The following is a 12,935-nucleotide window of genomic DNA, read 5'->3' as shown; positions in this document are numbered from 1 at the left end:
GCTCCTTACGCATTGCTTTGCATATGCGGATTATTTTGGTTAGAAAATGAGGCTGCGCCTGTAATATAGTTGGTGGTCTGCCCCATTTGTATCAGCGCAGCCACATCTAAAATTAAAGCGACTGAGCCATCACCCATGATAGTCGCGCCAGATACGCCAGGGATCTTTTTAAAGTTTGTCTCTAAACTCTTAATAACGACCTGTTGCTGACCGACCAAGCGATCAACAAACAAAGCTGATTTTTTACCATCAGACTCCAACAACACCAAGACCCCTTGCGTTGGATCCGTGATATCTGTGGCGTGATTAAACAAACTATGTAGCGCAATAATTGGCAAATACTCTCCGCGCACATGCACCATACGCCCCTCACCTGTGACGGTTTTAATATCTTCCGCACGAGGCTGCAACGTTTCAACAATCAGGTTTAACGGAATAACATAGACACTTTGGCCTAGTGATACTGACATACCATCCAGAATTGCAAGGGTTAACGGAAGTGAAATGGAAATTGTGGTGCCAAAACCAAGTGCAGAGCGAATTTCAACAGCTCCGCCCATTGCGGTAATATTTCTTTTAACTACATCCATACCCACACCACGACCAGAGACATCAGTGACTACCTCTGCTGTAGAGAAACCTGGGGCAAAAATCAGTGAAAAAACTTCACCATCTGTCATATTCTCACTGACAGGCAAACCGTTTGACTGTGCTTTAGCAAGAATTCTGTCTCGATTTAAACCTGCACCATCATCAGTTACCTCAATAACGATACTGCCGCCTTTATGGGCAGCAGACAGCGTGAGTGTGCCAGATTCGCTCTTACCAGCTTTTCTACGATTTTCCGGAATCTCAATGCCATGGTCTACACTGTTCCGCACCAAATGTGTAAGCGGGTCAACAATACGTTCAATCAAGCCTTTATCCAGCTCTGTCGTAGCCCCCACAGTAACAAAGTCCACTTTTTTATTTAATTTAGCGGCTAAATCACGCACCATCCGAGGAAAGCGTGAAAACACAAAGTCCATCGGCATCATGCGAATTGACATCACTGACTCTTGCAAATCACGTGTATTACGTGTCAATTGTCCAACGCTATTAATTAGCGCTTCATTATGCACTGGGTCTAGCATGCTAATGCGTTGCTCAATCATTGCTTGTGTAATGACCAACTCACCAACAAGATTAATCAACTGATCGACCTTTTCAACACCAACACGAATTGAAGATGCTTCAGCGCTAGCTGGTGCCTTGTCTGACTCTCTACGCCCAAGGTTTCTGCGTTCAGCATCTTGTGCTGCCGTACTTCCTGCTGTCACTTCTGTTTTGGCTGCAAATTGTGCAGCAGTAGTTCCGCTGTTTGCAAGAGTGAGTGCTGTATCATCACCAATTAGGTTTGCTTTTACAGCATCAGGGTGAGGTTGGAACGGTGCAAAGAACCCATAACCTTCTTCTTGCTTCTCTTTACCATCCTCTTCAAAAAGACCATAACCCACTTCTTCGTGCACTAAAACTTTGGTGCTTGTCCCACTAGTAGCCTCAACAGGTTTAACTTCTGCTGTTTCGACAACTGCAGGCTTTGCAGCCTCAACAGTAGGTGCAATGATAGGCTGTGTGTCTGATTTTAATGTGATGACTAAATCGTCCGCATCTACAATGAACGAACAGATGGAAACAATATCAGCTTGGGATGAGTCGGTTGTGAGGGTAATTACAAAATGTCCGTCGGCTTGCTTGCTCACTGCAGCCTCACCTAAAAGACCCAACTCCTCTTGTAGGTTCTCAACGTCTTTTTCTGTGATATCTGGCATCACAATATTAAAACAACTCATTCCATCAGGCGTTACATTTTGTACGGTTTCTGTCACAACTGGCTCTGCAACTTCGACAGTAGGGGCTGCAGCAACTGCGGCTGGTGCCGGAGCGGCGCCTGCTTCTGAAAGTAACTTTAACATCATCTTTACGTCAGCCACTTGCTCTTCATCCACTTCTGTGGCTAACCGATGCCCATCCAGTTCCATTTTGAGCACGTCTTTAGCTGCAAGGAATGCATCCACATGTTCAGCAGTAAGAGCCATTTCATTCTTACGAATCTTATCTAACAAATTTTCAAGCACATGCGTAATTTCGGTCATATCCATAAAACCGAAAGTAGCAGCCCCGCCCTTAATTGAGTGGGCTGCCCGGAAAATTGCGTTTAATTCTTCATTATCAGGATTCGCAATGTTAATGCCTAAGAGCAAACGCTCGGCCTCTGCCAACAGCTCTTCAGCCTCATCAAAGAAGACCTCATAAAACTGACTCATATCAATTGTCATTGCCGCACTCCATTTATTTACTTGCGCTAACATACAAAACGTATGGTTTGCGCTAATACCGCTGCTGCATTTATTTCAAACTCTCAGTGAATCCAATTAGAAATCACTAAAACTTGCACAAGATTAAATGAGTTCAATCTCATTAGAATCAGAATTTCTCACTCGTAAAAATAAAGGCTTAATTAGAATCTCTTAAGAAACTCTTTGCTTATTATTATTTAAAAAAGAAATTCAAATTTACAATACTTAACATTTTTATACCTGTAGTTACTCTACAATAACCTTTAACACTTATGAACCAATCACTTTTTGTACAACTTCAATCAAACGTTTAGGATCAAATGGCTTAACTAACCAACCATTAGCACCAGCAGCCTTACCTTTTGCTTTCATTTCATCACTAGACTCAGTTGTTAACATCAAAATTGGCACTTTCTGATACGAGCCTAATTCTCTTAAATTTTTAATTAATGTTAAACCATCCATAATTGGCATATTCTGATCGGTTAACACTAGATCTACAGTTTTCTCTTTAGCTTTGTTGAGACCATCCTGTCCATCCACAGCCTGAACCACATCATAACCTGCAGCCTTCAGACTAAATGCCACCATTTGGCGCAGAGATCCTGAATCATCAACTGCTAATATTGTTTTTGCCATTTATTTACTCACTTTTTACTGTTAACAAACAATCACGCTTACCACTAAATTCAGAGCGCTTTTATGCTTAACTTACACTGCCTAACGGCAGCAAACCTAATATATTTAGCCTTAGCACTCTAAAAAAGATCAATTTCACCAGTTGCCATGTCTTTCTGACCGACAGAACGGCGTAATCCTCCAGACAAAGCATGGCTACCTACTTGCAAACTATTACTCATTTCTTCCAGAAACTTAACAATCTCTTCATGCTCGTGGCTAGGATCCATCTCGTTGCTATGTGATTCAACCTCATGCAGTAACTCTTTTAAACCATTAACCCGTTTGATTGTTCTTGCGATTAACTGACTCGTTAGATCTTGAAATTGAAGGCTAGTGACAGCCACATTGACTTCCTCACCAATTTTAGACTTGAAGGTCTCCAACTTTTCTAGAACTGGCTTCTCGATTGCATATTTTGCAACCAGCGCATCCAATACCTGCTGTTGCTCACAGACAGCTTCATGTACAGCCGTGAAACTAGCACTTAATTTCTCAATAGCTTCACTCAATAAAAATGTTGTTTGCAGCAAGTCCGCTTCAACTTCTATTAAATGCTGCTTGCCGTGGTCAGAAACCGCAGCAAGTAGCTTGCGCAACTCAGCAATTGGTAATGTTTTTATTTCCATACAACAACGACCCTAACGCGTTGATACTACTTAATGAAGCACACCATTATTATTCAAAGAATTGCCATTGGCTTTAATTTAAAACCAAGACATATCGCATTACATCAGTTATTTTTATTCAGTACATTATCTACCGTCGCACTATCTGCATCAGATGCCAATGTCGCCTCCCCATCATCTTTCATTGCATCCATCTCAGCCTGTTTATTCATCACAATAATACTGATACGTCGATTGATTGGATTAAGCGGATCATCCTTATCAAACAAAGAAACTGAAGACAACCCTACAACACGTAATAATTTAGCTTCATCCATCCCGCCAGCAATCAATTCTCTGCGTGATGCATTAGCACGGTCAGCGGACAGCTCCCAGTTGCTATAACCTTTTTCACCATTTAAATAAGTAGCTGCATCAGTATGCCCTGACAAACTTATTTTATTGGAGACTCCATTAAGCATCTGCCCAATTTCCTTCAGAATTTGTCTAGCATATGGCTGCATCTCAGCTTTTGCAGACTCAAACATTGGTCTATTTTGCTCATCAACAATTTGTATACGCAAACCTTCTGAAGTGATATCGATTAACAATTGTTTCTTAAATTTACTTAAAGTAGGGCTTTCCTCTATGGATTGCTCTAGCTTAAGCTTTAACTCTTCCAGCTTTTGAGCCTCAACCTTTTCCAGCGCTGCTTTGGCATCTTTCACATCAACAGCTTTTTGCTTACCTGGCGGACCATCAACCGGCTTGACCTGCCCTTGCTTTTTCGTCATATCTTTACCACCGCCACCTTTAATTAAGGTATCGCTGGCCCCGACGGAATCCCCACCCATCAATGCTACTTTTAATGGCGTTTTAAAATACTCAGATATCCCTTCTTTTTGAGCCTTAGAAGTTGACCCAAGCAACCACATCAACAAGAAAAAAGCCATCATGGCCGTCACAAAGTCGGCATAGGCAATTTTCCAAGCGCCACCGTGGTGTCCACCCCCACCTTTTTTAATCTTTTTTACGATAATCGGCTTGCGCAGTTCCTCAGCCATAACAACTTCCCCTATTTGCCCTTAGCTTGCTTAACATGCGTTTCAAGTTCGGCAAAACCAGGACGCTCTGTTGAATAAAGCACTTTACGACCAAACTCAACAGCAATAGCTGGTGCATAGCCATTAAGGCTTGCTAACAATGTCACTTTAACCGTTTGATACATTTTTGTGCTCTCTTCAAGCTTTTGTTCTAACAAGCCAGCAAGCGGCCCAACAAAACCGTAAGCTAATAAAATACCTAAAAAAGTACCGACCAATGCATGCCCAATCAAAACCCCTAATTCATTTGGTGGTAGATGCAAACTTTCCATTGTATGCACAACACCCATCACCGCTGCAACAATACCAAATGCAGGTAAACCATCACCTAATTTTGATATGCAATGGGCAGGCACATGCCCTTCCATATGATGCGTTTCTATTTCATTATCCATCAAATTTTCAACCTGAAACGCGTCCATGTTGCCAGAAACCATCAGGCGTAAATAATCTGTAATAAATTCAATTAAATGATGATCATGCTGCAATGCTGGATATTTACTAAACAAAGGGCTAGCCTCAGGATTTTCAACATCATTCTCAATGGACATCATGCCATCTTTACGAATTTTAGTAAGAATTTCAAATAACAACGCTAGCAAATCCATATAAAGGGCTTTGTTAAATTTAGACCCTTTAAACACGGTAGGTAAAGCTTTCACTGTAGCCTTAATTGCTTTACTGTCGTTACCTACAACAAAAGCACCTAACGCCCCACCAAAAATCATCACCACTTCTAGCGGTTGCCATAAGCCACCTAAATGACCGCCCGCCATAGCATAACCACCAAAAACCGCTCCGCAGATAACGACGTACCCAATAATAACAAACATACTTTCGTACTCCAGATTTTGATACTACAGTTTTCAAACATTCCTAATAGAATAGCCAATATAACGTAAAGTAATTACTTGAATAAAGCAATTTTTTATAACACTACTATCAATTAATGAGGCAACATCAATATTGAGCAAATTACAAAGATAGATATTTATCAAATAATCATGCGCTTACCGACAAAACCACTAACTATAAAGATTAATATCCATCGCAATAAATTATTTGATTTTCCAGACGTACAACATCTTCTCATTGTCGCCAGCCTGAATAACCTCTGTCGACTCGACACCCTCAATCTCAAACTCATAACTTATTAATAGCGCCCCAGAACGCATTTCGGCTTGTGCCTTTTGCCACAAATCAGACATTGCTGCAGGTGATAAATAGGCAAAAATAAGATCATAGTTTGCAAAATTCAATAATCGATAATCACCAATTCTAAAATCTGCTTTTGAACCTTTGAGCTTTGCGCGCACCACACTGATTAACCAAGGCAAGGGCGCTATTTCAATACCATTGACTAAGCAATCCGGCCTTACTTTGGCAATATACATAGACATATCTCCTAAACCACTACCTATATCAATGATGCGCATAGGTTGATGTTGAGGAATGAATGTTAAAACTTGTTGCCGAACGGCAGCTGTAGAAGGGAAAAATGGAACTTGTGTACGAAAAGTTGTCCAGTACAAACTTAGACTAAGCAAAAATCCTATCAAATAGATTGCATTAGGAACATGCAACTGAGACATTACCCAAACAGCTAGCGGGAAGATGAAGTGTATCCAACGCCACCATTTGGCCATATTCGTTATATTTGCAAACCATGCAGCAACGGTCGCTTGCATCAAGACCAAAAACGATATGAACCACATTGGCATAGCACTTATCACGTAGAGTGATTGCGACTTAACAATCCATGCGAATGAAAAAACAAAAAAAAAGGCAACAGCTTGTATTAAAACAGCGAGTGTAGCTGGCTTTAGATTGATTTTATTGAAGAATAACCGCAACATTTGATGCCAATTAAATTTCAGATACACACTCACTCCCCTGTGATGCAGAGCATGTACTGAATGTTTCTATTATATTTTTATGTACTTCTAGACATTATGTACTACAAGCCATCAAAACCTTAACACAATATAAGAACATTACAAGCACCCGTTAAGCGCTCATTGTTACTACCTTGTAAGTGAGCTCTTTTGCTTTTTTAGTTTTTCCCGCTCTAGAAGGAACATGGCATAAATTACATACATAACGACCATTTAAATCATAAGCATTGACTATAAAGTTACCCCCACAGCAGCTACAGCTCTGCAATTTCAGCATTTTACTCTCCACAAAGCGCACCATCGTCCAAGCGCGCGTCATAGACAACACTGGCTCAGCACCCTCTTCCGTCTCCACCTGCTGAAGATATAAACTATAAGCCTTAATGATTGCATGAATACCGGTTTCACCTGTGTAATCAAGCATAAATTTATAAATATTATAAAAAATAGAAGAGTGAATATTCGGCTGCCAAGTTAAAAACCAATCTGTAGAAAATGGTAGCATGCCTTTTGGTGGTGAAACGCCTTTGAGCTCTTTGTAAAGCTTAATCAAGCGCTCACGTGACAGAGTAGTTTGAGACTCCAACAGTTGCAATCTCGCACCCAACTTAATCATCTGAATAGCAAGCTGAATTTGCTCCGACTCATTGACCACACTTTTGGCAGAAGTCACTGGGCTTTTATTTTCCATGATAGTTTCCTTCTTAATTTTATTACCGTGACGAGCACTATTTAACTAAACCATTGACTCGGCCACTTGCCCAGACATTAAGATGGCCGTATGTAAATGCGCTTGTGATCGATCTTTTGTATAGTTAGTAAGCATACCCAAAATGGCACTATCATCAAAGCGAAACCTTGCCAGCATAACATTAGCACCACTTAGCTTAACCAACTGCATATTACTCAAACCTTCTAACAGGTCAGCAATATCACTACTGATACCCAAACGGAAAATGGCGGTGGCTTTATCTGCACGAATCAACTGCTGCGCCAACATTAAATAGTTGAGGTTGGCATCTCTAATTTCCGACATCAATTCTATTTCAGTCATTTTTATTTCCGATTCTTAATATATTGCAGTTGTTAAAGCATACGAGCTTTGGTTAGATACACTTTGAGCTCTTTTACCGCAATTAACAAGAATACGCTGTCGGTTTTTTTTGTGAGGAAACAGGACGAGCCAATGTAGGTGCTTGTCTTACAAACACCTACATTGGCTGTATGGGTACTTAAATATATGTATTAACTGTATTTATAATGAACAAATAAATAACAGATATTGATTTTATTAACTTTTTAAAATCATCAAAAATCCTAAAGTTTTTATGATTGACACCGTTAGTAAATTGCAAATTAGATGCAAAAATTAAAGCAATAAACATTAACGGTTTCATCTAATAACCATATATCGGCAGTACTTTTGAAAACTTTAGGGTATTTTATAAAAAAATTTAAATAAATATGATAAAAACACGTAACCAATTGTTTTATATTGAAAATTATTTTTAATATTTTTTATAAATAATTAAAAATAATCTAAGCATGTAAATAAATCATTCTTTAATAGACCTCGACAATAAGAAAGCAGGGTTTTCACCTGCTTATTCTCAAGATGCAATGACATTACTTTAATTAATAATATAGTCAGTAATAAAGCATTTAGTTTCAAAGTTGACCCAAATAGCATTATTTAAGTAACAGGACGCGTAATGGCTGAAGAAAGCGATTTAGAGAAAACGGAAGAGGCCTCCCCCAAGCGCTTAGAAAAAGCGCGTGAGGAAGGTGACGTTCCGCGCTCTCGTGAGCTTGCTACAGTGACAGTATTGCTTGCTGCCGGCTTTGCAATGCTAATGATGGGAGGCCAACTAGGTGAGGCATTGAAAACATCCATGAGTTCAGGGCTAACATTGGAGCGCGCTTATGCTTATGATCCAATGATACTTTTAATGAAAATATCCGATAACATTTACAATCTATTGCTGGCATTCTCCCCTTTAGCGTTGATTTTGTTTGTTGTTGCGATTGCGTCACCAGCCCTGATTGGTGGCTGGGTATTTAGTGAAAAAGCACTTGCACCAAAATTTGGAAAATTAAATCCAATCACTGGCTTGAGCAATATGTTTTCGAAGAACGCTCTTGCTGAATTGATTAAATCTATAAGCAAAGCAATCTTAGTAGGCGTTGTTTCTTATATCGTTATCGCCAACGACATGGAGTCGATTCTTTCACTTTCGTTACTGCCCTTAAATCAAAGTATTGCTGAAGTGAATGATTTATTGTTATTTAGCTTCTTAGCAATTGTCAGTGTGCTTGTTTTTATCGCAGCTATTGATGTGCCTTTTCAGTTATATCAATACGCTGAAAAACTGAAGATGACAAAAGAAGAGGTCAAGCGCGAATCTAAAGAGTCTGATGGTAATCCAGAAATCAAATCTAGAATTCGTCAGCAACAACGAGAAATGTCTAGACGTAGAATGATGTCTGAAATCCCAAATGCGGATGTCGTCATTACCAACCCGACCCACTATGCTGTTGCCATTCAATATAAAGAAGGCGGTATGAGAGCTCCTGTTGTGGTGGCTAAAGGTGCGGATGCCGTAGCATTGAAGATACGTGAAGTTGCTGATGAGCACAAAATTCTTATCGTTGAATCACCTAAACTAGCACGTGCAATATACGCACACACTGAACTAGAGCATGAAATCCCCGAAGCTTTATATACAGCTGTTGCTGAAATATTGGCTTACGTATTTCAAATGCGTATTTTCAAAAAAGATGGGGGCCATCAACCAGAAGTGCCAAGCACTTTAGTGGTACCTGATGAATTGGATCCTCACAGCCTGTTGCCACTTCCCAGCGTAGATGATGTGTCAAATGAACCTGGAGCGTTTGCCTAATGAATCCAATTAACTTACCAGCCTGGATGAGCAATCTAGGTAGCCGCACGGTTGCTGCACCTCTTATCATTGTTTTGCTGTTATCAATGATGATTTTGCCGTTACCTGCTATCGCACTGGATGTGTTATTCAGCTTTAATATTGCACTGTCTATCATGGTATTGCTAATTGGGTTGCAAACTAAAAAGGCACTCGACTTTATCGCATTCCCAACTGTGTTATTAGTTACCACAATGCTACGCTTATCACTCAACGTGGCTTCTACCCGCGTTGTACTCACCGAAGGACACACCGGCCCTGATGCTGCTGGTAAAGTGATTGAGGCATTTGGTCACTTTTTGATTGGCGGCAACTATACAGTGGGCATTGTGGTGTTTATCATCTTAACCATCATCAACTTTACCGTTGTAACAAAGGGCGCAGGGCGTATTGCTGAAGTTGGTGCGCGTTTCACTCTAGATGCAATGCCAGGTAAACAAATGGCGATTGATGCCGATCTGAACGCTGGGTTAATTGGTGAAGATGAGGCGCGCAAACGCCGAACTGAAATTAGTCAAGAGTCTGAGTTTTACGGCGCAATGGATGGTGCGAGTAAATACGTCCGTGGTGATGCGGTTGCAGGTATTCTAGTCACGATTATCAATATTGTAGGCGGCCTAATTGTTGGGATGGTTCAACACGGATTAGCCTTTGAAGATGCTGTCAAAATCTATACCTTACTTGCGATTGGTGATGGTTTGGTTGCGCAAATTCCTTCACTCGTTATTTCTGTTGCAGCTGGTGTGGTTGTATCAAGGGTAGCCAATACTGAAGATATTGGCGGCCAACTAACGACACAGTTATTTTCTAACCCTAGAGTGATTTACGTGACTGCGGCCATTGTGGGTGGCATGGGCATCATTCCGGGTATGCCAAATTTTGCATTTTTAACATTAGCACTCTTTCTTGCGGGTATCGCTTACCTTGTGAATGAGCGACAAAATACGATCAAAGAAGAGCCTGATGTTGAAGAAGCACCTGTTGCCCCATTAGAAGTAGAAGAAGCCAGCTGGGATGATGTGACACCGGTAGATACGGTAGGGTTGGAAGTTGGCTATCGCTTGATCCCATTAGTAGACAAGCTACAAGGTGGTGATTTACTGAAGCGAATTAAAGGCTTACGCAAGAAGTTTGCGAATGAAATTGGATTCCTCGCCCCCACTGTACATATTCGCGACAATCTTGAATTAAGACCTTCTGGTTATCGAATTACGTTAAAAGGTGTTGAAATTGCGACTGGCGAATCTAATTACGGTCAGTATCTAGCGATTGACCCAGGCATGGTCACAGGTCCGCTTGCTGGACATATCACTACAGACCCTGCTTTTGGTTTACCAGCGGTATGGATTGATGCAGGTATTCGCGATGAAGCACAAAGCATGGGATACACGGTGGTTGATGCTGGCACTGTTATCGCAACGCATTTAAACCACATTATTTCCATGCATGCAGCTGAATTGCTAGGTCGTCAGGAAGTACAGCAATTACTAGATCACATTAGCAAAGAGTCTCCTAAACTAATTGAGGATTTAGTACCTAAACTCATGCCACTCGCTATCGTGCAAAAAGTGCTACAGAACTTGCTAGTAGAAGGTGTTCATATTAGAGACATGCGAACAATTGTTGAAACACTTTCAGAACATGCAAGCCAGACTCAAGATACCAATGATTTAACTGCATTAGTGCGTGTGCAACTTGGACGCGCTATCGTGCAACAACTATTCCCTACAGGCAATGAAGTAACGGTCATGTCACTGGATAACAACCTAGAACGCCTATTGCTACAAGCGATGCAAAATAACACAGGCGGCTCAGCGATGGAGCCAGGTATGGCAGAAACGCTATCTAGACAAGCTGAAGAAGCAGCCAGACAACAAGAACAAATGGGCTTAACGCCTGTGTTATTAGTCTCTGCTCCACTTAGAGCAGCTCTAGCTAAATTTCTGCGCCGTGCTGTACCCAATCTCCGTGTACTTTCACATGAAGAATTGCCCGACTCAAAAACAATACGCGTCACTAGCCTAATTGGAGGTTCTGCATGAACATTAGACGATTTTTCGGTAAAAGCTCACGCGAAGCGCTAACAATGGTCCGCAAAGAGCTGGGAGATGACGCTGTGATTCTTTCTAATCGGGTAGTAGCGGGCGGTAATGAAATTATGGCTTTTAGAGAAGATGAGATGAATGCAATGGTTAATGATAACCAAGCCGTGCATGCGTTTAATTACGAACAAGCTAAACATCATGATGAGCCAACGGCATTATTATCATTATTGAATAAGAGTGCTCGTGAAGAACATCAACACTTTGATGCTAAAAAAATAGATAGCCAATCAAAAAGCTCAAGCACGCAAACACATATAAATGATGCTCACCGACATGCCAGTGCAGGCAATGTCGCGACTAGTAAGCAAATGGCATTCATGCTTAATGAGATGCGCAATATGCGTAATGTGATTGAATCGCAACTTGCTACGATTGCTTGGAGCAATGTTCAGCAACGCGACCCGATTAAATCTGAAATACTTGGTGCACTATTGGGGGCTGGCTTTAGTCCTGCATTATCAAGATATTTAGCAGAAAAACTACCTGAGAATTTAGATAGCAAAAAAGCAAATGCCTGGGTGAAGTACATCCTAGGTAAAAATCTGCATACCATCGAGAATGAAACCGAGGTGTTAGACCAAGGCGGTGTGTTTGCCTTAATTGGCCCTACCGGTGTAGGCAAAACCACAACGACAGCCAAGCTTGCAGCGCGTTACGTCATGAAACACGGCACACAAAACCTAGGGCTAATTACAACGGATGCATACCGGGTCGGCGGTCACGAACAACTCAGAATATATGGCAAGATTTTAGGTGTCATGGTTTATGCTGTTAAAGATGAAACAGACCTTGCTATTGCACTCAATGAACTGAAAAACAAACACACCATTCTGATTGACACCGTGGGTGTAAGCCAGCGTGACCGTATGGTAACGGAACAAATTGCACTGCTTTCGAGCAGCAAAACACCTATAAAAAAATTACTGTGCTTAAACGCGACTAATACTGGTGAAACGCTCACCGATGTTATTCAAGCCTACAAAGGGAAAGGTCTTGATGGCTGCATCATCACTAAACTAGATGAAGCTGCCACTATCGGCAATGCGCTTGATGTCATTATTCGTGAAAAATTAAAGCTTTACTACACCGCTAATGGACAGCGTGTTCCTGAGGATATCAACTTAGCAAATAAAATAGAGTTGATTCATTTGGCATTGAACTTAAAGTCGCCTGCAAATCGTCCGTTTCAATTCTTAACTGAAGAATTGCCATTTGTCATGGGACAAGCCAGTAGCACTGGAAACATCTCTCAACTAGCGGAGATTTAA

The 12,935-nt window shown here is 41.0% G+C and carries 11 protein-coding genes; 3 read left to right on the top strand and 8 right to left on the bottom strand.

Annotation, left to right across the window (positions count from 1 at the left end):
• Positions 1–5 precede the first annotated feature (5 nt).
• The 8 genes from cheA to flhD form a co-directional block, all read right to left on the bottom strand.
• Positions 6–2,318 carry a chemotaxis protein CheA gene (cheA, locus tag FG24_RS09490; RefSeq protein ID WP_036304185.1) on the bottom strand — a complete coding sequence of 771 codons (2,313 nt, stop codon included), beginning with the start codon at positions 2,316–2,318 and terminating at the stop codon, positions 6–8.
• A gap of 291 nt (positions 2,319–2,609) precedes the next feature.
• Complete coding sequence (locus FG24_RS09485; protein ID WP_019898274.1) at positions 2,610–2,978, bottom strand: response regulator; 369 nt, start codon at positions 2,976–2,978, stop codon at positions 2,610–2,612.
• Positions 2,979–3,097: 119 nt separating this feature from the next.
• Positions 3,098–3,646: a hypothetical protein gene (locus FG24_RS09480; RefSeq protein ID WP_036302890.1), complete on the bottom strand. Its 549-nt coding sequence runs from the start codon at positions 3,644–3,646 to the stop codon at positions 3,098–3,100.
• 104 nt (positions 3,647–3,750) lie between these two features.
• Positions 3,751–4,689: a flagellar motor protein MotB gene (gene motB, locus FG24_RS09475; RefSeq protein WP_036302887.1), complete on the bottom strand. Its 939-nt coding sequence runs from the start codon at positions 4,687–4,689 to the stop codon at positions 3,751–3,753.
• Between the two features lie 11 nt (positions 4,690–4,700).
• On the bottom strand, positions 4,701–5,561 hold the full coding sequence (motA, locus tag FG24_RS09470) for a flagellar motor stator protein MotA (RefSeq protein WP_036302884.1): 861 nt from the start codon (positions 5,559–5,561) through the stop codon (positions 4,701–4,703).
• Between the two features lie 225 nt (positions 5,562–5,786).
• The gene (locus FG24_RS09465) at positions 5,787–6,611 is read right to left on the bottom strand and encodes a class I SAM-dependent methyltransferase (RefSeq protein ID WP_235189752.1); all 825 of its coding nucleotides are present in this window, start codon (positions 6,609–6,611) and stop codon (positions 5,787–5,789) included.
• Positions 6,612–6,735: 124 nt separating this feature from the next.
• The gene (gene flhC, locus FG24_RS09460) at positions 6,736–7,314 is read right to left on the bottom strand and encodes a flagellar transcriptional regulator FlhC (protein WP_036302879.1); all 579 of its coding nucleotides are present in this window, start codon (positions 7,312–7,314) and stop codon (positions 6,736–6,738) included.
• 45 nt (positions 7,315–7,359) lie between these two features.
• Positions 7,360–7,677 carry a flagellar transcriptional regulator FlhD gene (gene flhD, locus FG24_RS09455; RefSeq protein ID WP_036302870.1) on the bottom strand — a complete coding sequence of 106 codons (318 nt, stop codon included), beginning with the start codon at positions 7,675–7,677 and terminating at the stop codon, positions 7,360–7,362.
• A gap of 658 nt (positions 7,678–8,335) precedes the next feature.
• Here flhD and flhB point away from each other — a divergent pair.
• From flhB to flhF, 3 genes are read left to right on the top strand one after another with little or no spacing between them, the layout of a single operon-like run.
• Positions 8,336–9,523 (top strand): flagellar biosynthesis protein FlhB, encoded by a 1,188-nt coding sequence (gene flhB / locus FG24_RS09450; RefSeq protein ID WP_036302859.1) that lies wholly within the window; start codon positions 8,336–8,338, stop codon positions 9,521–9,523.
• Positions 9,523–11,604, top strand: a complete 2,082-nt coding sequence (gene flhA / locus FG24_RS09445) for a flagellar biosynthesis protein FlhA (RefSeq protein ID WP_036302855.1) — start codon at positions 9,523–9,525, stop codon at positions 11,602–11,604. The genes flhB and flhA overlap by 1 nt, the downstream gene beginning before the upstream one ends.
• The gene (gene flhF, locus FG24_RS09440; protein WP_036302853.1) at positions 11,601–12,935 is read left to right on the top strand and encodes a flagellar biosynthesis protein FlhF; all 1,335 of its coding nucleotides are present in this window, start codon (positions 11,601–11,603) and stop codon (positions 12,933–12,935) included. Before flhA ends, flhF begins: the two co-directional genes overlap by 4 nt.

Origin of the sequence: Methylotenera sp. L2L1 (assembly GCF_000744605.1) — a bacterium.
In the GTDB taxonomy this organism is placed as follows: domain Bacteria; phylum Pseudomonadota; class Gammaproteobacteria; order Burkholderiales; family Methylophilaceae; genus Methylotenera.
Note: the sequence above shows the minus strand (reverse complement) of the source record. Positions and strands in the feature narration are given on the sequence as shown.

Bases quoted from the DNA above. Each gene is read 5' to 3' on its own strand.
- cheA (WP_036304185.1), bottom strand. From the start codon at position 2,318: ATGACAATTGATATGAGTCAGTTTTATGAGGTCTTCTTTGATGAGGCT.
- FG24_RS09485 (WP_019898274.1), bottom strand. From the start codon at position 2,978: ATGGCAAAAACAATATTAGCAGTTGATGATTCAGGATCTCTGCGCCAA.
- FG24_RS09480 (WP_036302890.1), bottom strand. From the start codon at position 3,646: ATGGAAATAAAAACATTACCAATTGCTGAGTTGCGCAAGCTACTTGCT.
- motB (WP_036302887.1), bottom strand. From the start codon at position 4,689: ATGGCTGAGGAACTGCGCAAGCCGATTATCGTAAAAAAGATTAAAAAA.
- motA (WP_036302884.1), bottom strand. From the start codon at position 5,561: ATGTTTGTTATTATTGGGTACGTCGTTATCTGCGGAGCGGTTTTTGGT.
- flhC (WP_036302879.1), bottom strand. From the start codon at position 7,314: ATGGAAAATAAAAGCCCAGTGACTTCTGCCAAAAGTGTGGTCAATGAG.
- flhD (WP_036302870.1), bottom strand. From the start codon at position 7,677: ATGACTGAAATAGAATTGATGTCGGAAATTAGAGATGCCAACCTCAAC.
- flhB (WP_036302859.1), top strand. From the start codon at position 8,336: ATGGCTGAAGAAAGCGATTTAGAGAAAACGGAAGAGGCCTCCCCCAAG.
- flhA (WP_036302855.1), top strand. From the start codon at position 9,523: ATGAATCCAATTAACTTACCAGCCTGGATGAGCAATCTAGGTAGCCGC.
- flhF (WP_036302853.1), top strand. From the start codon at position 11,601: ATGAACATTAGACGATTTTTCGGTAAAAGCTCACGCGAAGCGCTAACA.